Here is a 25356-nt window from a genome sequence, read left to right on the forward strand (position 1 = left end):
TCACACCCCGCCGACAGCGTTGTCGTGCAGCGGGATCATCGCTTCCCGTGCCCAGCGCGCGCAGATGCGTTGGCCGGTCTGATGTTGCGCGCTGACGTCCAGCCACTGGACGTTGGCCTGGCTGATGTTAAGGGTCTGGCCGTTTTCCAGTTTCAGTTCATAGCGCGTGGCGCTGCCCTGGTACTGAATGTCGTGGAGCAAACCGCTGACTTCGATTTCATGGCTGGCCAGCGGACCTTCGGCGAAACGCACGTGCTCCGGGCGAATCGAAAACGGCTGTGGATTACCGTTCAATTGTTTCGCCAGGTCGCCGCGAATCACGTTGGAAGTGCCAACGAATTCCGCCACAAACGTTGTAGCCGGTTTCATGTAGAGGTTGCGCGGGGTATCGACCTGCTCGATGCGCCCCTTGTTGAACACCGCCACGCGATCCGACATCGACAGTGCTTCGGTCTGGTCGTGGGTGACGAAGATGAAGGTGATGCCGAGCTGGCGTTGCAGCTTCTTCAGTTCACTCTGCATTTGCTCGCGCAGTTTTAAATCGAGGGCGCCCAACGGTTCATCGAGCAGCAGCACGCGCGGACGATTGACCAAGGCGCGGGCCAGGGCCACACGCTGGCGCTGGCCGCCGGACAGTTGCACCGGTTTACGCTCGCCATAACCGCCGAGGGCGACCATGTCGAGGGCTTCTTCGGCGCGTTTCTGGCGTTCAGTTTTGCCGACGCCTTTGACTTTCAAACCGTAGGCGACGTTGTCGAGTACGTTCATGTGCGGAAACAGCGCGTAATCCTGGAATACGGTGTTCACGTCACGCTGATACGGCGGGAGCCCGGCGGCTTCTTCGCCGTGAATACGGATAGAGCCTGCACTCGGTTGTTCGAAACCGGCGATCAGGCGCAGACAGGTGGTTTTGCCCGAGCCGGAAGGGCCCAGCATGGAAAAGAACTCGCCGTCCTGGATATCGATGGAAACCCGGTCAACGGCCTTCACTTCGCCGAACTGACGGGAAACGTTGGTGAACTGGACTGCAAGCGTCATGGTGCGGTGCTCCAAAAATCTAAACCTTAAAAAGCATCGCGAGCAGGCTCGCTCCCACAGGGGAATGCGGTCGAATGTGGGAGCGAGCCTGCTCGCGAAGAGGGCTTAACGACCACCCATGATCGCGATGTAGTCCTGGGTCCAGCGGCTGTACGGCACGAACTTGCCGCCTTCAGCTTGCGGGGTTTTCCAGAAGGCCAGGTTCTCGAATTGGTCGTAACCGTTGGTCTTGCAACCTTCGGCGCCGAGCAATTCGCTTTCCTTGCACCCCGCCGGAACCGCCGGCAACGAACCGAACCAGGCCGCCAGGTCACCCTGGACTTTCGGTTGCAGCGACCAGTCCATCCACTTGTAAGCGCAGTTCGGGTGCTTGGCTTCGGCGTGGAGCATGGTGGTGTCGGCCCAACCCGTTGCACCTTCCTTTGGAATGACCGAGGCAACCGGCTGCTTGTCCGCCACCAGTCCGTTGACCATGTAACCCCACGTACTGGACGCCGCGACGCCTTCGTTTTTGACGTCACTCATCTGGACGGTTGCGTCATGCCAGTAGCGGTGGATCAAGGGCTGTTGCTTGCGCAGCAGCTCCAGCGCCGCTTTGTATTGCACTTCGTTGAGCTGGTACGGGTCTTTGATGCCCAGTTCCGGTTGTTTCGATTTGAGATAAAGCGCCGCATCGGCGATATAGATCGGGCCGTCGTAGGCCTGGACCCGACCCTTGTTGGACTTGCCGTCCGGCAGGGTTTGCTCTTCGAACACCACACTCCAGCTGTCCGGCGCTGTTTTGAAGATATTGGTGTTGTACATCAACACGTTCGGGCCCCATTGGTAGGGGGTGCCGTAGGTTTGTTTGTTGACGACGTACCACGGGCCATCCTTGAGGCGAGGGTCAATGTTCTTCCAGTTCGGGATCAACGCCGTGTTGATCGGCTGCACACGCTTGCCGACGATCAACCGCAGGGAGGCATCGCCGGATGCAGTCACCAGGTCGTAACCACCCTTGGCCATCAGGCTGACCATCTCATCGGAAGTGGCGGCTGTCTTGACGTTGACCTTGCAGCCGGTTTCCTTTTCGAAGCCAGTGACCCAGTCGTAGGCCTTGTCGCTTTCGCCACGTTCGATGTAGCCAGGCCAGGCCACAATATCCAGCTGACCTTCGCCGGCACCGACGGCTTTCAGCGGTTCGGCGGCCTGGATACTGGCACTGGCCAGCAGCGCGGTAGTGATTGCACTGAGCAGTGCGGTCTTGTGCACGAACATGGGGTTTCCCTCTTCTTTAATTATGGTCGGGGCAGTTTTGAACGTGGTGAAGCATGCCGTTAGCGGCTTGTTATAAGCGTAGTCAGAGATGCTGGCCGTGACGGGCCATGATGTGCCGCACCACGCTGTAGTCCTGAAGCGAGTCGCTGGATAAGTCTTTGCCATAACCCGAACGCTTCAGGCCGCCGTGGGGCATTTCGCTGACCAGCATGAAATGGCTGTTGATCCAGGTGCAGCCGTACTGCAAGCGCGCCGCGACCTGCATCGCCTTGTCCAGGTTCTGGGTCCAGATCGAGGAAGCGAGGCCGTATTCCGAGTCGTTGGCCCAGTCCACGGCTTGTTCGAGCTGATCGAAACGGGTCACGGTGACCACCGGCCCGAACACTTCGCGCTGGACGATTTCATCGGTCTGCTTACAACCGGCCAGCAGCGTCGGCTGGTAATAGAAGCCGGCACCGGAATGCACCGCCGCGCCGGTCACCCGCTCGATGTGCGGCTGGCCGAGGGCGCGCTCGACGAAACTGGCCACGCGGTCGCGCTGGCGGGTGCTGATCAGCGGGCCGATCTCGTTGTCGGCGTCACGCTTGCCGGCGAAGCGCAGGCTGCTGACCGCTGCGCCGAGTTCGGCCACCAAGCGATCATGAATCCCGGCTTGTGCATAAATTCGGCACGCTGCGGTGCAATCCTGGCCGGCGTTGTAATAGCCGTAAGTGCGCACGCCGTCGACCACGGCTTGAATGTCCGCGTCGTTGCAGACGATCACCGGGGCCTTGCCGCCGAGTTCGAGGTGAGTGCGTTTCAGGGTTTTCGCCGCGGCCTGGAGGATTTTTTGCCCGGTGACGATATCGCCGGTCAACGACACCATGCGCACTTTAGGATGACTGACCAAGTGGCTGCCGACGCCTTCACCGCCACCGCAAATGATGTTGATCACACCGCGCGGCAGGATCTCGGCCAGCGCGGGCGCCAGCGCCAGAATCGACAGCGGCGTGTGTTCGGACGGCTTGAACACCAGCGTGTTGCCGGCGGCCAGGGCCGGGGCGATTTTCCACGCGGCCATCATGATCGGGTAGTTCCACGGCGCAATCGACGCGACCACGCCAATTGGATCGCGGCGGACCATGCTGGTGTAACCCGGCAGGTATTCGCCGCTGAGCTGGCCGGTCTGGCAACGCACGGCGCCAGCAAAGAAGCGGAACACATCGACCGTGGCGCTCAAGTCATCCTGACGCGCCAGGTGCAACGGCTTGCCACAGTTCAGCGATTCGAGGCGGGCGAGGAGGTCGGCTTGTTTTTCGATGGCGTTGGCGATGTCCAGCAGTTTGTTCGAGCGTTGTTGCGGCGTGGTGCGCGACCAACCGGCAAAGGCGCGGTGGGCGGCGAGAATGGCGGCTTCGACTTGCTCGGTACTGGCTTCGGCGATGTGGGTCAGCACTTCCCCGGTGGCCGGGTTGAGGATTGGTTCGACAAACCCCTGGCCCGCGACCAATTCGCCATCGATCAATAACGCGGTGAACAACGGGGTCTGCGCGCCAGCCATTTTTCGGGTTCTCTTTTCTTGTGTGGCCATGCTGCTCCCTGTGACTGGGGCGCGGCCGTCTTATAGATGTACCAAGACTAGGCGCCGCACCCGAGGTCGACAAATACTAAATACTGAAGGTGGCGTTCGATTAAATAGATGGCTTGCGCCCGCCGTGGGGTTGCTCGCGGGCGACGGTCAGGAACGGGTCCACCAGCGCTGGGCGCGCGGTGCCGCGACGCCAGGCCAGGCCGACGTCCAACGTCTGGCTCAAGTCCGCTATCGGGCGCGCTTCGATGATGTCGCCCTCCAGTGACCACGGGCGGTAAGTCATGTCTGGCTGGATCGATACGCCCAATCCCGCGGCCACCAGGCTTCGGACCGCTTCCGTAGACGCCGTTCTTAAGGTAATGCGCGGTTGCAGCGAAGCCGCCGCCCACATGCGTTGCGCATTGCGGTCCATTTCATCGACGTTCAGTTGAATCAACGGTTCGCGGGCCACGTCGGCGAGGTTGATGCTGTCGTGTTCCAGCAGCGGATGCTGGGCCGGCAGCCATAACCGATGGGGCGAGTGCGTCAGCACTTCGGTCTGCAAGGCGTGGCGGTCTTCGAGGTTTGAGAGGATCAACACTCCGACATCGATCTCGCCGCTGACCAGCAAATGCTCGATGTAAGGGCGCTCGTCCTCCATCACCCGGATCTCGACGTTGGGGTAGGCGCGCTGGAAACGGGTGAGTAGATCGGCGAGGTAGTAACCGGCCACCAGGCTGGTCACGCCGATGATCAACTGGCCGGCGACCTGGTCGGTGCTTTGTTGCAGGCTGCGTTTGGCGTTGTCCACGGTGGCCAGGATCAGGTGCGCCTGGCGCAGGAATTGATGGCCCTGGTGGGTCAGGCTCATACCCTTGGCGTGTCGGTTGAACAGGCCGACGCCAATCTCTTCTTCGAGTTGCTGGATCGCCAGGGTCAAGGTCGATTGGGAAATGAACGCGGTTTGCGCGGCGGCGGAGATCGATCCGGTCTCCGCCACGGCGATGAAGTGACGAATCTGACGCAAGGTCATCATGGGAAATACCCGGTGGGCGGTTTTTATAGATTCGCATGAGTGTATATCGCTTTAATCGATGGCCAGGTTTTTCCAGGCAACATCCAGAAGCACTCTCGTTCCCAGTCGCCGGGCACTTTCGATCTAGGCTGGTGGCCTTATGTGTCCGGTTAACCCCTTTCCTGGAGGCGGCAAAATGAATACGCGTGGATTGCTCGATCAACTACTCAAGTCCGGTCAGGACCTGATGCAGAACAAGGCCGGCGGAAATCAAAACAAGTCGTCCAGCGGTGGACTGGGCGGATTGCTCGGCGGCGGCGGTGGTTCGGGCGGCCTCGGCGGTCTGCTCTCCGGCGCAGGTGGTGGTGCCTTGGCGGCTGGCGCGATGGGGCTGTTGCTCGGCAGCAAAAAGGCCCGCAATGTCGGCGGCAAAGTGGCGATCTACGGTGGCCTCGCTGCGCTTGGCGTGATTGCCTACAAGGCTTACGGCAACTGGCAGGCCCAGCAGGGCACTGCGCCGAAGACCGAGCCACAAACACTCGATCGTCTGCCACCCGCGCAGGTCGAGCTGCACAGCCAGGCGATTCTCAAGGCGCTGGTCGCCGCGGCCAAAGCCGATGGCCACGTTGATGAGCGTGAGCGTGCATTGATCGAAGGCGAGTTCACCAAGCTCGACAACGATCAGGAATTGCAGCAGTGGCTGCATGCCGAACTCAGCAAGCCGCTCGACCCGACAGAAGTCGCCCGCGCGGCGAGCACGCCGGAAATGGCTGCCGAAATGTACATCGCCAGCGTGATGCTGGTGGATGAGGAGAGCTTCATGGAGAAGTCCTACCTGGATGAACTGGCGCGGCAGCTGAAGCTGGAGCCGGGGTTGAAGGCGGAGTTGGAGAAGCAGGTGCGGCAGGCGTCTATGTAGGCCGATTCAGAACCCTTTGACGTGTTTTTTGTGTTGAATGTTGGATAACACCACTCATCGGAATCCGACGGCTACTGTCAGAGTTGACAGTAGCCGGTCAGCTTGTTTCAGGCGTTCAATGCTTTTGTCAAAACCATTGGCAGGAGCCATTACCATGACCACTATCCCATCTGACACTAGCAATAACTTGACTAACTCCCCCCAAACTTTCGAAATTCCGGTAAACCCCAGGCCAATTTCTGTTGCTTTCAGCAAGGATGAAAAACGTGCTTTTGTCTGCCACGACAATGACGAGGGTGATGTTTCAGTGATCGATGTTGAGTCTTCCACGGTGGTGGAGGTCATCAAAATAGGTCGCAAGGTGAGAGCTATCGCCGTCAGTCCTGATGACAAGCGTATTGTGGTTTGTAATCAGGGTGAAGTGTGGGTCATTGATGCTGGGACGTTAGTGGCTACAAAAGTCGAAGAGGATGTTGGCGCTGACGTGTCTGTAGAGTTTAGCCCCGATGGTGGACTTCTTTATTTCGCCCGCTTGAGCGCACCGCAATTTGTGGTCCTGAATGGCAAGAGCCTGATACCCGAACATTCGATATGGAATGCAGCCTCTCCAAAGGCTATTGCTGTAAGTCCGAATAAACCGAAAGTTTATTTTGCGGTAGAGAATAAAGCAGCAGTTGATGTGTTTGATGTCGATGCTCGGGAGATTGTAAAAAGTATAAAGGTCGGGGTGGGTCCCTTCGATGTTGCCCTCACAAGGGATGGCCGATACCTTTGCGTATGCAATTACGAAGATAGTTCTGTGTCATTTATTGATACCGAAACAGAGGCAGTGATCAAGGCCGTGCCTGTTGGTAATTGGCCTGTCGCAGTCACGCCTAGTTCTGATGGGCGTTATATGTTTGTCGCCCTGAATTCGGTCAATAAAGTTACAGTAATCGATGTCGAAACGTTTGAGGAAGTTCGTCGGTTTTTCGTCGGCTCATCCCCGTTCGACATCGCGGCTACTGCAAAATCTGTTATTTACACCGCAAACTTGGGGTCGAATTCGGTCTCTGTAGTAAGTCTGGCTTCTGGTCAGTAACGAGGATAAACATAGCGGTTATTGGGGGGCGGATTTTTTTAGCCCTTTCCCATCACTAGAGCGGTCAGTCAACAGCGTCAACGTTATTCGCGAGCAGGTTCGTTCCCACCATTGACCGAGTTGTCAGACCGTACACGGTCCATATAGGAGCGAGCCTGCTCGCGAAGGCGTCTTCAGGCCCAAAATATAACCAATGACCAATTACAGTCTTTCTGCAGATCCACCCTTTCCGAAGCGATAGCGCAATGTCTTCGCGCGGGCCGTTACCAGTCGTTGCTTTCGCCGTGTCCAGATTTTTCGGGCTGTATCCCGCTTATTGGTTTTCCATCGCGCTGGCCATCATGAGTTCGTACTGGTTTTTGTCGACGCCTGTCCCGGTTAATACGCTACTGGTCAACATGACGATGTTTCATGCGATCTTGAAGGTGCCTGATTTTTTTACCGTTTACTGGACGTTCATCATCGAGATGTTTTTTTATATTTCATGCGCGGCGCTATTCAGCGTCGGTTTGCTGGGGCGAGTCTCCGTACGGTTCGGCGCGGCGGTCGGGCTGTTGGTGCTGGCGCTGATGTTTGACATCGGGCTGCTTCGGCCGACAAATGGAGCCATTGAACGGGTTCTGGTCAGCAGCAGAGGCATGACACCCGTCTTATAAATGAAACACCCTCAGCTATACTCCGCAGCATTTGAACCGCCCCGAGGACTGACTGTGAAGAACTGGACGTTGCGCCAACGCATCTTGGCGAGCTTTGCGGTGATTATCGCCATCATGTTGCTGATGGTCGTCGTGTCGTATTCCCGTTTACTGTCGATTGAGTCCAGCGAGAACGTTGTGCGCTCGGACAGTGTTCCCGGGATTCACTACAGTTCCCTGATTCGCGGTGCCTGGGTCGATGATTACGTGCTGACCCAGCAACTGATCGGGCTGGGGGGCGGTCGAGGCATGACCCAGGCTGACAAGGATCTGTACCAGGGTATTGAGGAAAGGCTGCAACGCTCGATGGCTAGCTACCGGAGTACCATCTTCGAGAAAGATGATCAGGCAAGGTTTGAGGAGTTTGAAAAACTGCACGATCAATATGACAAGCAGCTCGAAGAGGTACTCGATGTCTACCAGCATAAGGACTTCGAACAGGCCCGCCGCCTATTCACCGAAGAGCTGACCCCAGCATGGGCTGCCGGCCGCAAACAGCTGGACGAACTCATTGAATTCAACAGGGACGCGACTGAGGCGGCCACTGACTCGATCATTTCGTCGGTAGCGGTGGCGAAGCTGATCATGGGCATTTCGTTACTGGTCGCCGTCCTTAGTGCCGGGTTGTGTGGTCTTTTGTTGATGCGCGCGATTATGGCGCCGATGAACCGCATTGTGCAGATCCTCGAAATAATGCGTACCGGCGATCTCAGCAGCCGTCTGGACCTGGCGCGCAAGGACGAATTCGGCGCCGTGGAAACCGGCTTCAACGACATGATGACCGAGCTGACGTCGCTGGTGTCCCAGGCCCAGCGTTCCTCGGTGCAGGTCACCACCTCGGTGACCGAGATCGCCGCCACCTCCAAGCAACAACAGGCGACCGCCACCGAAACCGCCGCCACCACTACCGAAATCGGCGCGACGTCCCGTGAGATTGCGGCCACTTCCCGGGATCTGGTGCGCACGATGATCGAAGTCTCCACCGCCGCCGATCAGGCCTCGGTGCTCGCCGGTTCCGGGCAGCAAGGCCTGGCGCGGATGGAAGAGACCATGCACTCGGTGATGGGCGCGGCCGATCTGGTCAACGCCAAACTGGCGATCCTCAATGAGAAGGCCGGCAACATCAACCAGGTGGTGGTGACCATCGTCAAGGTCGCCGACCAGACCAATCTGCTGTCGCTCAATGCAGCGATTGAGGCCGAAAAAGCCGGTGAATACGGCCGCGGTTTTTCCGTCGTCGCCACCGAAGTGCGGCGTCTGGCGGACCAGACCGCCGTCGCCACGTACGACATCGAGCAGATGGTGCGCGAGATCCAGTCGGCAGTGTCGGCCGGGGTCATGGGCATGGACAAGTTCTCTGAAGAAGTGCGCCGCGGCATGTCCGAGGTGCAGCAAATCGGCGAGCAGCTGTCGCAGATCATCCATCAGGTTCAGGCGCTGGCGCCGCGGGTGTTGATGGTCAACGAGGGTATGCAGGCCCAGGCCACGGGCGCGGAGCAGATCAACCACGCGCTGGTGCAGTTGGGCGATGCCAGCAGCCAGACCGTCGAGTCCCTGCGCCAGGCCAGTTTCGCCATCGACGAGCTGAGCCAGGTGGCCGTAGGGCTGCGCAGTGGCGTTTCGCGATTCAAAGTCTGATGAGCGAACCCACGGCCAAGCGCACCGCCGTGAAGCCGGCGCTGCAATCACTGTTTCTGGTGTTTCGCATCGGCAACGAGCGCTATGCCTTGCAGGCTATTGAGGTGGCGGAAGTGCTGCCGCGTCTGCCGTTGAAACCGATTCCCCGCGCGCCGGACTGGGTCGCCGGGGTGTTCGCCTACCGCGGCGCGGTGGTGCCGGTGATCGACCTCAGTGCGCTGACCTTCGGCCAACCGGCTCAGGCCCGCACCAGCACGCGCTTGGTGCTGGTCAATTATCGTCCGGATGAGTTCGCTGAGGCGCAATTGCTCGGGCTGATTCTGGAACAGGCCACCGACACCTTGCGCTGCAGCCCGGCGGATTTTCAGCCCTATGGCCTGGACAATCGCCAGGCGCCGTACCTGGGGCCGGTGCGCGAAGATGCCCAGGGATTGCTGCAATGGGTGCGGGTCGCTGATCTGCTGGACGAGAAGGTTCGCGCGCTGCTGTTTCCGTCGCAGCCGTTGGACCTGGCGCTGTTTGAGGAGCGGCCATGAGCAGCGATCAGCGGTTTTTCGATTTCCTCAAAGAGCGCATCGGCCTCGACGTGACGTCGGTAGGCCCGGCGATCATCGAACGTGCGGTGCGTCAACGCAGCATGGCATCCAAAGCGCTGACGGCCGATGAGTACTGGCACACCTTGCAGGGTTCGCGGGACGAGCAGCAGGCGCTGATCGAAGCGGTGATTGTCCCCGAGACCTGGTTTTTCCGTTACCCGGAATCCTTCGCCACGTTGGCGAAACTGGCTGCCAAACGCCTGAGCGACATCAACAATATGCGCGCGCTGCGGATTCTCAGCCTGCCGTGTTCCACCGGTGAAGAACCGTATTCCATCGCCATGGCGTTGCTCGATGCCGGGCTACAGCCGCACCAGTTCAAGGTCGAAGGCATGGACGTCAGCCCGTTGTCGGTGGAAAAAGCCCGGCGCGCGCTGTACGGCAAGAATTCGTTCCGTGGCCAGGACATCGCCTTTCGCGACCGGCATTTCACCGCTGAAGGCGAGGAGGGCTATCGCCTCAGCGGGCGAGTGCTCGAACAAGTGCGTTTGCAGGTCGGCAATCTGCTGGATCCGATGTTGCTGGCCAACGAGCCGCCTTATGACTTTGTGTTTTGCCGCAACCTGCTGATCTATTTCGATCAGCCGACCCAGCAGCAAGTGTTCGAAGTGCTCAAGCGTTTGACCCATGTGGATGGCGTGCTGTTTATCGGCCCGGCCGAGGGCAGTTTGCTCGGCCGTTTCGGGATGCGTTCGATCGGCATCCCGCAGTCCTTTGCGTTCAGTCGCCAGAGCGCACCAGAGCCTGCGCCCATTGCGACGTTCGTTCCGACGCCTCTGCCCGTGCGCCAGCCGGTGCGCGGCGTGGCACCGCCGCCCGTTCGCAGTCGGCCCTTCGCAACGGTGGCACCGCTGCCTGTCGTGACGAAAGTCGCCAGCCCGGACACCGCCGCGCTGCTGGCGAACATCGCCGCGCTGGCCAACGAAGGCAAAAGCGCCGAGGCCCGCGCCGCGTGCGATAGCTATTTGCGCAGTCACGAGCCCGTGGCCCAGGTTTTTTACTGGCTGGGCTTGCTTAGCGATGTCGCCGGCAGAGTCCTTGAGGCTCAGGGTTTTTATCGCAAGGCGTTGTACCTCGACCCGCAACATCCCGACGCGTTGATGCACCTGGCGACGTTGCTGCAATCCTTGGGTGACACGGCAGGCGCCAGACGATTGCAGGACCGCGCCGCCCGCAGTGAGCGCGCCACTGACAGTGAGCGTAAACGATGAACGCCGCCGACACCTTTAGCCTCACCCATGAAGATGCCCAGGCCATCGACGATTGCTGGAACCGTATCGGTATCCACGGCGACAAGTCCTGCCCGCTGCTGAGCGATCACATTCACTGCCGCAATTGCGCGGTGTATTCGGCCGCGGCGACGCGCTTGCTCGACCGCTACGCGTTGCAACAGGAAGACCGTGGACAAGTCTCCACGGCGGTCGATAGCGACGTAAAAACCCGCTCGCTGTTGATGTTTCGCCTCGGTGAAGAATGGCTGGCCCTGGCCACTCGAAGTCTGGTGGAAGTCTCGCCGCTGCAAGCCATTCATTCCTTGCCGCACCAACGCTCCCGGGCCTTGCTCGGCGTGGCGAATGTGCGCGGCGCGTTGGTAGCGTGCCTGTCGCTGGTGGAACTGCTGGGGCTCGACGGCGTCAGCAGCGTGGCGTCCGGCGCGCGGGTCATGCCGCGCATGCTGATCATCGCCGCCCACGGCGGACCGGTGGTGGTGCCGGTGGATGAAGTGGACGGGATTCACGCCATCGACGAACGCATCCTCGAGGCGGCGTCCCGCTCCGGCACGCAGGCCAGCGCCAAATACACCCGTGGCGTGTTGCAATTCAAAGGTCGCAGCCTGCGTTGGCTGGATGAAGAACAGCTGCTGTCCGCCGTGACCCGGAGCCTCACATGACCCCCGAGCAAATGCGCGACGCCTCTTTGCTGGAACTGTTCAGTCTGGAAGCCGAGGCCCAGACCTTGGTGCTAAGCGCCGGCCTGCTGGCGCTCGAGCGCGATCCGACCCAGGCCGATTACCTCGAGTCGTGCATGCGCGCGGCCCACTCGCTCAAGGGCGCGGCGCGGATTGTCGGGGTCGATGCCGGGGTCAGCGTCGCCCATGTGATGGAAGATTACCTGGTCAGCGCCCAGGAAGGGCGCCTGTACCTGCGGCCCGAATACATTGATGCACTGTTGCAAGGCACTGATCTGCTGATGCGAATTGCGACGCCGGGCAACGCTCCGGCGCCTGCGGATATCGAAGCTTACGTCGTCTTGATGGGACGGCTGCTTGATCACATGGCGGCTACCCCCATCGCGCCGCCGATGGCAGAACTTCAGCTGGAACCGCCGACGCCCAAGGTTGAGCCGCCCATGCCGGCCGCCACCGAAGCCCCCCCGGCAGCGCCCGCCGAGCCAACGCCCAAGACTAAACGCACCATCGAAAATGGCGAGCGCGTATTACGCGTCACGGCCGACCGCCTGAACAGCCTGCTTGATCTGTCGAGCAAATCCCTGGTGGAAACCCTGCGGCTCAAACCGCACCTGGCCACCATGCAACGCCTCAAGCGTATGCAGAACAACGGCCTGCGGGCCCTGGAAAACCTCAACGTCCACCTCAAGGAACATGCCTTGAGTCTGGAAGCACAGGAAGCCCTCGAAGTCGCTCGTCGGCTATTGGCTGAGTCTCAGCAATTGCTGGTGGAAAAGAACGCCGAACTGGATGAGTTCGCCTGGCAGGCCAGTCAACGGGCGCAAGTGTTGTACGACACCGCGCTGGCCTGCCGCATGCGGCCGTTTGCCGATGTGTTGAGCGGGCAAGAGCGCATGGTCCGTGACCTCGGTCGCAGCCTCGGCAAGCAAGTGCGACTGGAGATCGAGGGCGAGAAAACCCAGGTTGACCGCGACGTGTTGGAGAAGCTTGAAGCGCCGTTGACTCACCTGCTGCGCAATGCTGTGGATCACGGCATCGAATCCCCGGAGCAACGGCTATTGGCGGGTAAACCCGCTGAAGGCTTGATCCGTTTGCGCGCTTCCCATCAGGCTGGTCTGCTGGTGCTGGAACTGAGCGATGACGGTAATGGCGTCGATCTGGAAAAGGTCCGCCGCAGCATCATCGAGCGTCAATTGTCCCCGGCTGAAACCGCCGCGCAATTGAGTGAAGAAGAGCTGCTGACCTTCCTGTTTCTACCGGGTTTCAGCCTGCGCGACACGGTCACCGAAGTCTCCGGGCGCGGCGTCGGACTGGATGCGGTCCAGCACATGGTTCGCCAGGTGCGCGGCGCGGTCGTGCTGGAGCAGGTGGCGGGCGAGGGCAGTCGTTTCCATCTCGAAGTGCCGCTGACCCTGTCGGTGGTGCGCAGTCTGGTGGTGGAGGTCGGTGACGAGGCGTATGCCTTTCCGCTGGCCCACATCGAACGGATGTGCGATCTGGAGCCGGCGGACATTGTCCAGGTCGAAGGCCGTCAGCATTTCTGGCACGAAGGCCGGCATGTCGGGCTGGTCGCGGCCAGTCAGCTGTTGCAGCGTCCGGCAAGCCAGAACAGTCAGCAAACCCTCAAAGTGGTGGTGATTCGCGAGCGTGAAGCGATTTACGGCGTGGCGGTCGAGCGCTTTATCGGCGAGCGGACGTTGGTCGTTTTGCCGCTGGACGAGCGTCTGGGCAAGGTGCAGGACATTTCCGCCGGGGCCTTGCTCGACGATGGTTCGGTAGTGCTGATCGTCGACGTCGAAGACATGCTGCGCTCGGTGGACAAGCTGCTCAATACCGGGCGTCTTGAGCGCATTGCTCGTCAAGGCAGCCAAGCGGTTGAAGCGGCTCGAAAACGGATTCTGGTGGTCGACGATTCGCTGACCGTGCGTGAGTTGCAACGCAAGTTGCTACTCAATCGCGGCTACGACGTGGCGGTGGCGGTGGACGGGATGGATGGCTGGAACGCCCTGCGTTCGGAGGATTTCGATCTGCTGATCACCGACATTGATATGCCGCGCATGGATGGCATCGAACTGGTGTCTTTACTGCGCCGGGACAATCGCCTGCAATCCCTGCCGGTTATGGTGGTGTCTTACAAGGATCGTGAAGAGGATCGTCGCCGTGGACTGGACGCTGGAGCCGACTATTATCTAGCCAAAGCCAGTTTTCATGACGACGCCCTGCTTGACGCAGTGGTTGAGCTCATTGGAGGAGCGCGTGCATGAAAATAGCGATCGTCAACGACATGCCCATGGCGGTGGAGGCCCTGCGCCGCGCCCTGGCATTCGATCCGGCGCACGAGGTGGTCTGGGTCGCCGGTAATGGGGCCGAGGCGGTGCAGCGTTGCGCTGAAAACACGCCGGATCTGATTCTGATGGACCTGATCATGCCCGTGATGGATGGCGTGGAGGCGACCCGGCGGATCATGTCCGAGACGCCGTGCGCGATTGTCATCGTTACGGTCGACCGCCAGCAGAACGTGCATCGGGTGTTTGAGGCCATGGGCCACGGCGCGCTGGACGTGGTCGATACGCCGGCCATCGGTGCCGGCAATGCCCAAGAGGCAGCGGCGCCGTTGCTGCGCAAGATCATGAACATCGGTTGGCTGATTGGTGACCGGGGCAATCGGGAGCGAGCCGCCCCGAGCCCGCTGCGCAGTTCGGCTTCGCGCCAGCACCTGATCGCCATTGGCTCATCGGCAGGTGGGCCGGCCGCGCTGGAAGTATTGCTCAAGGGGCTGCCGCGAAACTTTTCGGCCGCCATCGTGCTGGTGCAGCATGTTGACCAGGTGTTCGCCGCCGGCATGGCCGAATGGCTCAGCAGCGCCAGCGGCCTGGATGTGCGCCTGGCCCAGGAAGGTGAGCCACCGCAGGCCGGCTCGGTGTTGCTGGCGGGCACCAATCACCATATTCGCTTGTTGAAAAACGGCACGCTGGCTTACACCGCCGAACCGATCAACGAGATCTACCGGCCCTCGATCGATGTGTTCTTCGAGAGCGTGGCCAATTACTGGAACGGCGATGCCGTGGGTGTTTTGCTCACCGGCATGGGGCGCGATGGCGCGCAGGGGCTTAAACTCATGCGCCAACAGGGATACCTGACCATCGCTCAGGATCAGAACAGCAGTGCGGTATACGGAATGCCGAAGGCGGCAGCGGCCATCGACGCCGCTGTGGAGATTCGCCCACTGGAAAAGATAGCGCCACGATTGTTGGAGATTTTCCCCAAATGAAGACTTATCACAGCAATCTGGCCCAAGTAGTACTCAGGTGACTGCCCATGAATGACTTACAGCTCGACGGCTTCAAAACCGACGAAAACGCCGCCATGGTGTTGTTGGTGGACGATCAGGCAATGATCGGCGAGGCGGTGCGCCGCGGGTTGTCGAACGAAGAAAACATCGACTTCCACTTCTGCGCCGACCCGCACCAGGCCATCGCCCAGGCGATCCGCATCAAACCGACGGTGATCCTCCAGGATCTGGTGATGCCCGGTCTTGACGGCTTGAGCCTGGTGCGCGAGTACCGCAACCATCCGGCGACCAAGGACATCCCGATCATTGTCCTGTCGACCAAGGAAGACCCGCTGATCAAGAGCGCGGCGTTTGCGGCCGGGGCCAATGATTACCTGGTGAAGTTGCCGGACAACATCGAACTGGTGGCGCGCATCCGCTATCACTCGCGTTCCTACATGACATTGCTGCAGCGCGACGCCGCTTATCGCGCGTTGCGGGTCAGCCAGCAGCAGTTGCTCGACACCAACCTGGTGCTGCAACGCCTGATGAACTCCGACGGCCTGACCGGGCTGTCGAACCGCCGGCATTTCGACGAATACCTGGAGCTTGAGTGGCGCCGTTCGCTGCGTGACCAGAGTCAACTGTCGCTGCTGATGATCGATGTCGACTACTTCAAATCCTACAACGACAGCTTCGGCCACCTTGAAGGCGATGAAGCCCTGCGCAAAGTGGCCACGGCGATTCGTGATGCCAGCGCGCGACCTTCGGACCTGCCGGCCCGTTACGGCGGCGAAGAATTCGCTCTGGTGCTGCCCAATACTTCGCCGGGCGGCGCGCGACTGGTCGCGGAAAAACTCCGCCAGACAGTGGCGTCGCTAAAGATCCCGCATGTTTTCCCGGCTGAAGGTTCAAGCCTGACCATCAGCATCGGTTTGTCGACCATGACCCCGCAATCGGGCGGCGATTGCCGTCAACTGATCTCGGCGGCGGACAAGGGGCTGTATCTGGCGAAGAACAATGGGCGTAATCAGGTGGGCATCGAATAACTCACACCCCTAGCGCTGTAGCACAGTAGCAACTGACGAGCCCGCGAGGCAGCGTTCGGCGGCGCAGCCGTCGTAAAACCAGGCAACGCGGTCGTTCAGGAAAAACCGCGTACACAGGTTTTGCGAGGACTTCGGTCGAACGCGGCCCCGGCTCGAACGCGGCCTCGCGGGGCTCGACCGCTGCTACAAGTGTTTGCCGTTTGCCAAAACCATTCACCCCTAAAGCCGCCAGGCGGGCTGCCGTGACAGCCTGATTACGTTATACTCGCCGGCTTTCAAAAGTTCGCCAACGAGTGCTGCCCGCCATGGAAATCAACCCGATCCTTAACAGCATCAAGGACCTGTCCGAGCGCTCCGAAACTATTCGGGGGTATCTTTGACTACGATCAAAAGCATGAGCGTCTGACTGAAGTCAATCGCGAGCTTGAAGATCCGGCTGTCTGGAACAACCCGACGTACGCTCAGGAGCTGGGCCGCGAGCGGTCCCTGCTGGCTCAGATCGTCGAAACCCTCGACGAAATGCACACAGGCCTGGCCGACGCCAAAGACCTGCTGCTGATGTCCGCCGAAGAAGAAGACCAGGCCGCCGTCGATGACGTCGCTGCCGAAGTCGAACGTTTGCGCGAATCCCTCGAAAAACTCGAATTCCGTCGCATGTTCAGCGGTGAAATGGACGCCAACAACGCCTACCTGGACATCCAGGCCGGCTCCGGCGGTACCGAGGCTCAAGACTGGGCCAACATCCTGCTGCGCATGTACCTGCGCTGGGCCGACAAACGCGGTTTCGACGCGACCATCATGGAACTGTCGGCCGGTGAAGTCGCCGGTATCAAAGGCGCCACACTCCATATCAAGGGTGAATACGCCTTTGGCTGGTTGCGTACCGAAATCGGTGTGCACCGTCTGGTGCGCAAGAGCCCGTACGACTCCGGTAACCGTCGCCACACCTCGTTCTCGGCCGTGTTCGTGTCGCCGGAAATCGATGACAACATCGAAATCGACATCAACCCGTCGGACCTGCGCATCGATACCTACCGCTCCTCCGGTGCCGGTGGTCAGCACGTAAACACCACCGACTCGGCCGTACGGATCACCCACGTACCGTCCAACACCGTGGTCAGCTGCCAGAACGAACGCTCCCAGCACGCCAACAAAGACACCGCGATGAAAATGTTGCGGGCGCGCTTGTACGAGCAGGAAGTACAGAAACGCAATGCCGCCTCCCAGGCCCTGGAAGACACCAAGTCGGACATCGGCTGGGGTCACCAGATCCGCTCGTATGTACTCGATGCGTCGCGAATCAAGGATTTGCGCACTAACATCGAACGCAGCGACTGCGACAAGGTGCTCGACGGCGACATCGACGAATACCTGGTGGCCAGCTTGAAACAAGGCCTGTAAACCGCCAGTCATGACCTTAAGTCCCCTGCCATCGGTGGGGGCAACGAACCTGTGATGGAATTTTTAAAGACATGAGCGACCTAGAACTCGACCCGCAAGCCCTGCAACAGGAAGAAAACTCCCTGATCGCCCTGCGCAAGGAAAAGCTGGCTGCCGAGCGCGCCAAGGGCAATGCCTTCCCGAACGACTTCCGCCGCGACAACTACTGCGAAGACTTGCAGAAACAGTACGCGGACAAGACCAAGGAAGAGCTGGCAGAGGCTGCGATCCCGGTCAAGGTTGCCGGTCGCATCATGCTCAACCGTGGTTCGTTCATGGTGATCCAGGACATGACCGGTCGCATTCAGGTCTACGTCAACCGTAAAACCCTGTCCGAAGAAACCCTGGCCTCGGTGAAAACCTGGGACATGGGCGACATCATCGCAGCCGTTGGCACCCTGGCGCGTTCCGGCAAGGGCGACCTGTACGTCGAAATGACTGAAGTGCGCCTGCTGACCAAGTCCCTGCGTCCGCTGCCGGACAAACACCACGGCCTGACCGACACCGAACAGCGCTATCGTCAGCGCTACGTTGACCTGATCGTCAACGAAGACGTGCGCCAGACCTTCCGCGTTCGTTCGCAAGTGATTGCGCACATCCGCAGTTTCCTGATGCAGCGTGACTTCCTGGAAGTGGAAACGCCGATGCTGCAAACCATTCCGGGTGGTGCGGCAGCCAAGCCGTTCGAGACTCACCACAACGCGCTGGACATGGAAATGTTCCTGCGCATCGCGCCGGAGCTGTACCTCAAGCGTCTGGTGGTCGGTGGTTTTGAAAAGGTGTTCGAGATCAACCGCAACTTCCGTAACGAAGGCGTTTCGACTCGTCACAACCCTGAATTCACCATGTTGGAGTTCTATCAGGCTTACGCCGACTACGAAGACAACATGGACCTGACCGAAGAGCTGTTCCGCGAACTGGCGCAACTGGTTCTGGGCAGCACCGACGTGCCTTACGGCGACAAAGTGTTCCACTTCGGCGAACCGTTCGTGCGTCTGTCGGTGTTCGACTCGATCCTCAAGTACAACCCTGAGCTGACCGCTGACGACCTGACCGACATCGACAAGGCCCGCGCCATCGCCAAGAAGGCCGGCGCCAAGGTGCTGGGCTTCGAAGGTCTGGGCAAGCTGCAGGTGATGATTTTCGAAGAGCTGGTCGAGCATAAGCTGGAGCAGCCGCACTTCATCACTCAGTACCCGTTCGAAGTGTCGCCGCTGGCCCGTCGTAACGACGACAACCCGAACGTCACCGACCGTTTTGAGCTGTTCATCGGTGGCCGCGAAATTGCCAACGCCTACTCCGAGTTGAACGACGCGGAAGACCAGGCCGAGCGCTTCATGGCGCAGGTGGCGGACAAGGACGCCGGCGACGACGAGGCCATGCACTACGACGCCGACTTCGTTCGCGCGCTGGAGTACGGCATGCCGCCAACGGCCGGTGAAGGTATCGGCATCGACCGTCTGGTGATGCTGCTGACCAACTCCCCGTCGATCCGCGACGTGATCCTGTTCCCGCACATGCGGCCACAAGCGTAAGTGTTTCAATAAAAAAGCCGCCTAAAACAGGCGGCTTTTTATTGCCTGTCTGGTACAAACGTATCAATTGGTTACTTTTGAAGTAGAGAGGAATACCTGTCGTGAACCGTGCAATTGCTCAAGAGGGTGCAGCGGACGTCGCCACTGCGGTCGCTGAAAGTGTTCAGTACCAGGGTCGCAAGGCCAGCCGACAGGGCAGTGAACAGCGTCGACAGGACATTCTCGATGCGGCGATGCGCATTGTCGTGCGCGATGGCGTGCGGGCCGTGCGTCACCGCGCGGTGGCCGCCGAGGCCGGTGTGCCGCTGTCGGCCACCACTTACTATTTCAAGGATATCGATGACCTGCTCACCGATACCTTTGCCCAATACGTGGAACGCAGCGCGGCGTTCATGGCCAAGCTGTGGACCAACAACGAAGGCCTGCTGCGCGAAATGGTGGCTTATGGCGATGGCAGCCCCGAGTCCCGTTCACAGCTGGCTGACGATATCGCACGCCTGACCGCCGATTACGTGCAGCGCCAATTGCACAACCGTCGCGAACACTTGATGGCCGAGCAGGCGTTCCGTCAGGAGGCGCTGTTGAACCCGCGTCTGGCGGAGTTGGTGCGCTCGCATCAGCAAATTCTTCTGCAAGGCACCTGCCATTTTTTCGAGGTATTGGGTTCCCGCGAGCCACAACAGGATGCCAAAGTGTTGACGGCGATTATCGGACGGATGGAATATCAGGGCCTGCTCAACGACGCCGAGCCTGTCGCCGAAGCCGAAATGCTCGGCATCCTGACCCGCTACATGCATTTGGTATTGGCGTCGGTGTAACCCTTGTGGGAGCGGGCTTGCTCGCGAATATGGTGTGTCAGTCGACATTAATGTTGAATGTTCAACCGCATTCGCGAGCAAGCCCGCTCCCACATGAGGTCCGTGTGTGTTCAAAGGGAGTGTTGAATGAAAGCCTGGCGTGTCGTTGTGATCGCCTTGTCGTTCCTGCTGCTCAACGGCTGTCTGGTGACCTTCAAGGAACCGCTGCCCTCGAGCGAGCCCGCGCCTAAAGGGTTGCTCGGCAAATGGACCAGCACCAACGCCTGGGGCGAACCGCTGAATCTGGAGCTGACGCGCCTCGGCGACAATCACTATCAGGCCGTCAGCTACTTCAAGGCTAAGCCCAAGGAACGTGAAGCCTATCCCTTCACGGTGACCCGCCATGGCAGTCGCTGGTACCTGTCGGCCAAGGTGCCGGCGCAATTCGGTGGGCATTTCACTGTCTTGGGTTTTGAACTCACCGATAAACATGAACTGGTGGTCTATAACCTCGACCTCGAGCAGATCAACCAGGCCCTGAGGCAAAAAGTCCTCAGCGGCGAAGGCTTCCAGACCGACGACGGCGACGGCGTGTTGATCAACAACAATCTGGACCAGGTTTTCGCCTACCTCGACGACCCGGCCAATTCCGATGTGTTCGTCGAGGCGGTGCGCTATCAGCGCCTGGCCAAAGCCAAATAAACCCAGCACGTAAACGGTTTTTCTACAGGAGTTTCGGGTGGACGATTACCAGCAGACGATACGCATGTTGTCCGATCGCATTGTGCTGGCGCAGACGCCGATTCGCGTCCTGGATGCGGTGAAGTGGGACGACAACATCCGCAAGGGTTTCCTCAAGGCCAAGGGCAAGGAAATGCCGGCGGTGGACCGTGATTATTACCTGAACCGGCCGCTGGCGTTCGACTCCAGCAAGGTGAAACTGGAATTCCAGAACATCGAGCGCGACATCACCCGTCAGCTCGGACAGTTCAACCCGGTCGGCCAGATCATGCGCCGCATGTGCAAGGAATACCGGATGGTGGTGCGCATGCTCGAAGCGCGCGGCACCGAGGATTTCGGGCTGATTTCACAGGAGCTTTACGGTGCCGCTTCCGACGCGTTCCACGCCGGCGATCCGACCCTTTCCGACCTGGGCCTGATGCTCTCCGATTATCTGAACAATATCGATGGCCGTGGCGACCTGAAGGACGAACCGAAAATCCTCACCGCCAAGGAAGCCGTCCACCTGCTGCAAACCCGCTTGAACAAGGTATTCGGCGAGGCCGAGGAAACCATTCGGGTGTTCGAGTCCGACGGGATCGTCGCCGATGCCGCGGCTGGCGCCGACTACATCAAGATCCGCGCCGACGCGATGTTCAACGACCGTGACGTCCGCGCCCTGGAAGTCCACGAAGGGCTGGTACATGTGGGCACCACGCTCAATGGCCTGAACCAGCCGATCTGCACCTTCCTCTCCAAAGGTCCGCCGTCGTCGACGGTGACTCAGGAAGGCCTGGCGATCCTGATGGAAATCATCACGTTCGCCTCGTACCCGAGCCGCCTGCGCAAACTGACCAACCGCACCCGCGCCATTCACATGGTGGAAGAGGGCGCGGACTTCCTGCAGATCTTCGAGTTCTTCCGCGAGCAAGGCTTTGAAATGGCGGAAAGCTACGGCAACGCCAGTCGGGTTTTCCGTGGCTCGGTACCGACAGGTCTGCCATTCACCAAAGACTTGTCCTACCTCAAGGGCTTTATCATGGTTTACAACTACATTCAGTTGGCCGTGCGTAAAGGCAAGCTTGAGCAGATACCGCTGCTGTTTTGCGGCAAGACCACGCTGGAAGACATGCGGACCTTGCGCCAATTGGTGGATGAAGGGCTGGTGGTGCCACCGAAGTATCTGCCGGACCAGTTCCGTGACCTGAACGCGCTGTCGGCGTGGATGTGCTTCTCCAACTTCCTCAATCACCTGAGCCTGGACCGGATTGAAGCGGATTACTCCAATATCCTCTAACGATAACGCGGACCATTGTGGGAGTGAGCCTGCTCGCGATAGCGGACTAACATTCAATAGATGTGTTAGCTGATACACCGCCATCGCGAGCAGGCTCGGCTCCCACAGGTACTGTGTTCCAACTCCATTTTTGCGAGGTTTCAACGGATGAGATTCCTCGGGATTTTTTGCCTGCTGCTGACCTTGAGCGGCTGCAGCTCGCTGCTGTTCTACCCCGAACCCGGCCAGCTGTTTACCCCGGAAAAAGCCAAACTCGAATACCGCGACGTCACCCTGACCACCGCCGACGGCCTCAAGCTGCACGGCTGGTGGTTGCCGGCCAAACAAGGTGTCGAGGTCAAAGGCACGGTGCTGCATTTGCACGGTAACGGCGGCAACCTGCCCATGCATCTCGGGGGGAGTTGGTGGTTACCGAAAGAAGGGTATCAAGTGCTGCTGCTGGACTATCGCGGCTACGGTCTGTCCGAGGGTGAACCGACGCTGCCAGAGATTTATCAAGACATCGACGCCGCGTTCAAATGGCTCGACCAGGCGCCGGAGGTCAAGGGCAAGCCGCTGATCCTCTTGGGGCAAAGCCTCGGTGGTTCGATGGCCGTGCACTATCTGGTTCAACATCCCGAACGCCAAAAACAACTCAAGGCTTTCGTCCTCGATGGCGTGCCCGCCAGCTACCGCAGTATCGGTCAATTTGCCCTGAGCCATTCCTGGCTGACCTGGATGTTTCAGGTGCCGCTGTCCTGGCTGGTGCCAGACGGCGACAGCGCGATCCACTCCATGGCGCAGCTCAATGGCGTGCCGAAACTGATCTACCACAGCATCGACGATCCGATCGTGCCCCTTTCCAACGGCATCCGTCTGTATCAAGCTGCGCCGCCGCCGCGAGTGCTGCAACTGACCCGTGGCGGTCATGTGCAGACGTTCGCCGACCCGGTCTGGCGCAAAGTCATGCTGCGTTTTCTCGATGACCCGCAGCATTTCAACGGTCTGCGCCGCCTGGGCGAAGTCCCGAATTACCCGGCGCCGAAAAATTCTCAAGATGAACCACCAGAGAGTCCGCAATGAGTGAAGAACGTAACGCCATCCCGCTGATCATCACCGGTATCTGCACCATCCTCGGCACCGTCGGAGCCCTGTGGTTCTACGGCTACCTGCACTTCGCCAAACCCGAAGATGCGCTGCTGCTCAGCGACTTCACCATGCTCAAGACTGTGCCGGGCGAAGACTACAAAGTTTCCCTGGAGCCGGCCGCGCAAGTCGCGCAGTGCATCGATGGCGTGCTGGTGATGTTCGACACCGAACAGAAAGGCCTGAGCGGCGTTTTGGTCAACAACAAGAAAAAAGCCGTGCGTTGCATAGGCCGGGAAGCCCCGCAGAAGCTCGAGCAGTAACCTGGGTCTGTGTTCACCAAATATCCCCTGTGGGAGCGAGCTTGCTCGCGATGGCGGTCTAACAGCCGACATTGATGTGGAATGTTGTGGCCTCATCGCGAGCAAGCTCGCTCCCACAGGGTTGTGTGTTTGCCAAGCAAAAGCCCCGCCTGATCAGATCAGGCGGGGCTTTTGTGTTTCAGCAGACGAAGCTTAGTTCGAGCTAACCGCCGAACGCGGGATCACTGGCTGGTTGTCGTTGGAAATGGTCACTTCCACCCGACGGTTCATCGCACGGCCCGAGACGCTGCTGTTCTCGGCCACCGGGTATTCCTTGCCGTAACCCTGCGCCACGATACGCGCGGGATCAACGCCCATTTTCACCAGCGCCATGCGCACGGAACCGGCACGACGTTCGGACAGCGACTGGTTGTGGTTCGCGGTGCCCGTGCTGTCGGTGTAGCCCTCGACGATCGCTTTGCGATCAGGGTTTTCCGAGAGGAACTGCGCCAGTTTGTTGATATTCACCAGACCGCTGGACTTCAGATCAGCCCTGTCAGTGGCGAACAACACATCACCGAACGTCACCAAGGTACCGCGATCGGTCTGCTTGGCGTTCAGGCTGTCCTGCAATTGCTTGATCTGCGCATCGCGGGCATCCAGACGGGCCTGGGCGCGCTGCGCAGAAGCACTTTTCAGATTGGCTTCGGCGTTGCGCAGGGCGATGGTCTGCTTCGCCACTTCAACACGTTGATTGGTCAGGTAAGCCAGTTGGTCGACCTTGGCCTGGTCCTCTTTGTCCTGGTAAGCCTTGTTGGCCTTGTCCAGGTAATCGCTGGCTTCTTTGGTTTCCAGCGCCGCGACTTTGCTCGCTTGCGGGTTGGTTTGCAGGCCGGTGTAGTTGGTGCGGGCCTGTTCCAGGTTCGCGTTCGGCGGCGTGGAGCAGGCGGCCAGTGCAACGCTTGCGGCCAGCAGGGCAGGGATCATCAATTGTGTACGCATGGTGGTTTCGTCCTTTTAGTCGAGTAAGAAGTGCGTCATGCCGGCCGTTTATTGAACGGTGCGCTGGCTTTCCTGACGCAGTTCTTGAACACCTTTCTGAGAGTCCTTCACAGCCTGTTCAGCTTTGATCGCCTGGGCTTTGCGCTCAGCCACGCGAGCGTCCCACTCGGCCTGTTCGGCCAGGACCTTGGCTTCGGCGTACTTCTTGTCGTGCATGGCGATTTCGGCTTGTTTGAGCTTGTCTTGGGCGGACTTCATTTCCACTGCCGCGAATTCGGTACCGCCGGCACTGACGGCGCTGTTGACCGCCGATTCCGTCACGGCGAATTGCTCGCTTGGCGGGTTACCGGCACAACCGGCCAGAATGAAGCTGCTGCCGATGGCCAGTGCAGCCAGTTTCAGGCTACGCAGAGGGGGGAACGAGGATTTGGCAGTTCGGGTTTTCATGGTCTTCAACTCCATTGGAATAACTCCTGAAAAACTTAAAAATCCATCCTGGGTATGGAGCCGCAACCTTCAATTTTCGGGGGTGTTTTGAAACGGCCGTCCCAGGCGTGGTTAATGGGTGTGACCTGCGGCGTTTTTCGAAAGTTCAGAGAATATGGCCCATTGCCCAAAAAAACTTTGACCGAACGGACAAGGCTCTAGCTCGGGAGTTCTTACCGCAAGCAGCCGTATTCCCGGCCCTGCAGGGGGTCAGGAATACGTATTTTTGGAGGGGAAAAGAAGTGCGGTAATCAGTGTTTCTGTTTGTCGTCGACGGCCGACAAATCGTGCAAATGACGACGGGACAATGCGAGAAAACGCGGTGTCGGACCGACGTCTTCGTACAGCGGATCACCTTCTTCGTCGGTGGCCACGACGGTCGAGCCCTTCACATACGGGAAGCTTTTTTCGAGCTCTTCCAGGGCGGCGCCGATCAGCTCGCCGAGCAGTTCTTCGGGGTGTCGTTTGGGGTACATTTCGATAATGGCCGCCAGCCGTGCGGCGGCCTCTACATCCAGATGAATCGAGTATCCGGTGTCGGTCAGTCGACCCTTGGCGTTTTCTTCCCAGTGATGGGCAAGCTCGCGGATTTTCATAGTGACCTCAATGCGCACCTGCTCGTGGCAGGCAGTGTCAGTGTCCGGCAATCGCCGGCGGCAGCCGTTGTAGGGCTTACTCTTCAGACTAGCTTTAAC

The 25356-nt window shown here is 59.6% G+C and carries 24 protein-coding genes; 17 read left to right on the forward strand and 7 right to left on the reverse strand.

All coding sequences use genetic code 11. The annotated features are described in order from the left end of the window. From ACMXYJ_RS07270 to ACMXYJ_RS07285, 4 genes are all read right to left on the reverse strand, one after another. Complete coding sequence (locus tag ACMXYJ_RS07270) at nucleotides 1-1038, reverse strand: ABC transporter ATP-binding protein (protein WP_415759273.1); 1038 nt, start codon at nucleotides 1036-1038, stop codon at nucleotides 1-3. 105 nt (nucleotides 1039-1143) lie between these two features. Then, entirely contained in the window at nucleotides 1144-2295 is a 1152-nt protein-coding gene (ydcS, locus tag ACMXYJ_RS07275) for a putative ABC transporter substrate-binding protein YdcS (protein WP_415759274.1), read from the reverse strand. 82 nt (nucleotides 2296-2377) lie between these two features. After that, nucleotides 2378-3865 (reverse strand): gamma-aminobutyraldehyde dehydrogenase, encoded by a 1488-nt coding sequence (locus tag ACMXYJ_RS07280; RefSeq protein WP_415759275.1) that lies wholly within the window; start codon nucleotides 3863-3865, stop codon nucleotides 2378-2380. A gap of 100 nt (nucleotides 3866-3965) precedes the next feature. Then, nucleotides 3966-4880: a LysR family transcriptional regulator gene (locus tag ACMXYJ_RS07285; protein WP_415759276.1), complete on the reverse strand. Its 915-nt coding sequence runs from the start codon at nucleotides 4878-4880 to the stop codon at nucleotides 3966-3968. 175 nt (nucleotides 4881-5055) lie between these two features. Here ACMXYJ_RS07285 and ACMXYJ_RS07290 point away from each other — a divergent pair, with 175 nt between their 5' ends. The 17 genes from ACMXYJ_RS07290 (at nucleotide 5056) to ACMXYJ_RS07370 (ending at nucleotide 23194) form a co-directional block, all read left to right on the forward strand. Then, a complete protein-coding gene (locus tag ACMXYJ_RS07290; protein WP_415759277.1) occupies nucleotides 5056-5778 on the forward strand; it encodes a tellurite resistance TerB family protein in 723 nt (240 codons plus the stop codon). 154 nt (nucleotides 5779-5932) lie between these two features. Further along, nucleotides 5933-6859 carry a cytochrome D1 domain-containing protein gene (locus ACMXYJ_RS07295; RefSeq protein WP_415759279.1) on the forward strand — a complete coding sequence of 309 codons (927 nt, stop codon included), beginning with the start codon at nucleotides 5933-5935 and terminating at the stop codon, nucleotides 6857-6859. Nucleotides 6860-7104: 245 nt separating this feature from the next. After that, nucleotides 7105-7515, forward strand: coding sequence for a hypothetical protein (locus ACMXYJ_RS07300; RefSeq protein ID WP_415759280.1), 411 nt, complete (start codon nucleotides 7105-7107; stop codon nucleotides 7513-7515). A gap of 54 nt (nucleotides 7516-7569) precedes the next feature. After that, nucleotides 7570-9192: a methyl-accepting chemotaxis protein gene (locus ACMXYJ_RS07305; protein WP_415759282.1), complete on the forward strand. Its 1623-nt coding sequence runs from the start codon at nucleotides 7570-7572 to the stop codon at nucleotides 9190-9192. Continuing rightward, complete coding sequence (locus ACMXYJ_RS07310) at nucleotides 9192-9728, forward strand: chemotaxis protein CheW (protein ID WP_415759283.1); 537 nt, start codon at nucleotides 9192-9194, stop codon at nucleotides 9726-9728. The genes ACMXYJ_RS07305 and ACMXYJ_RS07310 overlap by 1 nt, the downstream gene beginning before the upstream one ends. After that, the gene (locus ACMXYJ_RS07315) at nucleotides 9725-10999 is read left to right on the forward strand and encodes a CheR family methyltransferase (RefSeq protein ID WP_415759284.1); all 1275 of its coding nucleotides are present in this window, start codon (nucleotides 9725-9727) and stop codon (nucleotides 10997-10999) included. Before ACMXYJ_RS07310 ends, ACMXYJ_RS07315 begins: the two co-directional genes overlap by 4 nt. Beyond that, a complete protein-coding gene (locus ACMXYJ_RS07320) occupies nucleotides 10996-11679 on the forward strand; it encodes a chemotaxis protein CheW (RefSeq protein ID WP_415759285.1) in 684 nt (227 codons plus the stop codon). Before ACMXYJ_RS07315 ends, ACMXYJ_RS07320 begins: the two co-directional genes overlap by 4 nt. Beyond that, complete coding sequence (locus tag ACMXYJ_RS07325; RefSeq protein WP_415759286.1) at nucleotides 11676-13961, forward strand: hybrid sensor histidine kinase/response regulator; 2286 nt, start codon at nucleotides 11676-11678, stop codon at nucleotides 13959-13961. Before ACMXYJ_RS07320 ends, ACMXYJ_RS07325 begins: the two co-directional genes overlap by 4 nt. Further along, nucleotides 13958-14968 (forward strand): chemotaxis response regulator protein-glutamate methylesterase, encoded by a 1011-nt coding sequence (locus tag ACMXYJ_RS07330; RefSeq protein WP_415759287.1) that lies wholly within the window; start codon nucleotides 13958-13960, stop codon nucleotides 14966-14968. The genes ACMXYJ_RS07325 and ACMXYJ_RS07330 overlap by 4 nt, the downstream gene beginning before the upstream one ends. Before the next feature lie 47 nt (nucleotides 14969-15015). Next, entirely contained in the window at nucleotides 15016-16017 is a 1002-nt protein-coding gene (locus tag ACMXYJ_RS07335; protein WP_415759288.1) for a diguanylate cyclase domain-containing protein, read from the forward strand. Nucleotides 16018-16322: 305 nt separating this feature from the next. After that, a protein-coding gene (gene prfB / locus ACMXYJ_RS07340; RefSeq protein WP_415759289.1) for a peptide chain release factor 2 occupies nucleotides 16323-17418 on the forward strand; the annotation gives its coding sequence in 2 pieces (ribosomal slippage) (nucleotides 16323-16394 and nucleotides 16396-17418; 1095 coding nt in all). A 71-nt stretch (nucleotides 17419-17489) separates the two neighbouring features. Then, a complete protein-coding gene (gene lysS / locus ACMXYJ_RS07345; protein WP_282482734.1) occupies nucleotides 17490-18992 on the forward strand; it encodes a lysine--tRNA ligase in 1503 nt (500 codons plus the stop codon). Between the two features lie 101 nt (nucleotides 18993-19093). Then, nucleotides 19094-19810: a TetR/AcrR family transcriptional regulator gene (locus ACMXYJ_RS07350; RefSeq protein ID WP_415759290.1), complete on the forward strand. Its 717-nt coding sequence runs from the start codon at nucleotides 19094-19096 to the stop codon at nucleotides 19808-19810. Nucleotides 19811-19936: 126 nt separating this feature from the next. Continuing rightward, nucleotides 19937-20491 (forward strand): hypothetical protein, encoded by a 555-nt coding sequence (locus ACMXYJ_RS07355; protein ID WP_415759291.1) that lies wholly within the window; start codon nucleotides 19937-19939, stop codon nucleotides 20489-20491. A gap of 64 nt (nucleotides 20492-20555) precedes the next feature. Continuing rightward, nucleotides 20556-21806: a flavohemoglobin expression-modulating QEGLA motif protein gene (locus ACMXYJ_RS07360; protein ID WP_177338882.1), complete on the forward strand. Its 1251-nt coding sequence runs from the start codon at nucleotides 20556-20558 to the stop codon at nucleotides 21804-21806. A 147-nt stretch (nucleotides 21807-21953) separates the two neighbouring features. Next, nucleotides 21954-22868: an alpha/beta hydrolase gene (locus ACMXYJ_RS07365; RefSeq protein ID WP_415759292.1), complete on the forward strand. Its 915-nt coding sequence runs from the start codon at nucleotides 21954-21956 to the stop codon at nucleotides 22866-22868. Beyond that, the gene (locus ACMXYJ_RS07370) at nucleotides 22865-23194 is read left to right on the forward strand and encodes a hypothetical protein (protein WP_415759293.1); all 330 of its coding nucleotides are present in this window, start codon (nucleotides 22865-22867) and stop codon (nucleotides 23192-23194) included. Before ACMXYJ_RS07365 ends, ACMXYJ_RS07370 begins: the two co-directional genes overlap by 4 nt. Before the next feature lie 192 nt (nucleotides 23195-23386). On the opposite strand, the gene ACMXYJ_RS07375 is transcribed toward ACMXYJ_RS07370, so the two are convergent. The 3 genes from ACMXYJ_RS07375 to ACMXYJ_RS07385 form a co-directional block, all read right to left on the reverse strand. Next, on the reverse strand, nucleotides 23387-24175 hold the full coding sequence (locus tag ACMXYJ_RS07375; RefSeq protein ID WP_415759294.1) for an OmpA family protein: 789 nt from the start codon (nucleotides 24173-24175) through the stop codon (nucleotides 23387-23389). Between the two features lie 48 nt (nucleotides 24176-24223). Further along, a complete protein-coding gene (locus ACMXYJ_RS07380) occupies nucleotides 24224-24637 on the reverse strand; it encodes a DUF4398 domain-containing protein (RefSeq protein WP_415759295.1) in 414 nt (137 codons plus the stop codon). A gap of 275 nt (nucleotides 24638-24912) precedes the next feature. Further along, nucleotides 24913-25257 (reverse strand): pilin assembly protein, encoded by a 345-nt coding sequence (locus ACMXYJ_RS07385; RefSeq protein WP_415759296.1) that lies wholly within the window; start codon nucleotides 25255-25257, stop codon nucleotides 24913-24915. Nucleotides 25258-25356: the final 99 nt, after the last annotated feature.

Source organism: Pseudomonas arabinosi, from assembly GCF_047758675.1.
GTDB lineage: Bacteria > Pseudomonadota > Gammaproteobacteria > Pseudomonadales > Pseudomonadaceae > Aquipseudomonas > Aquipseudomonas arabinosi.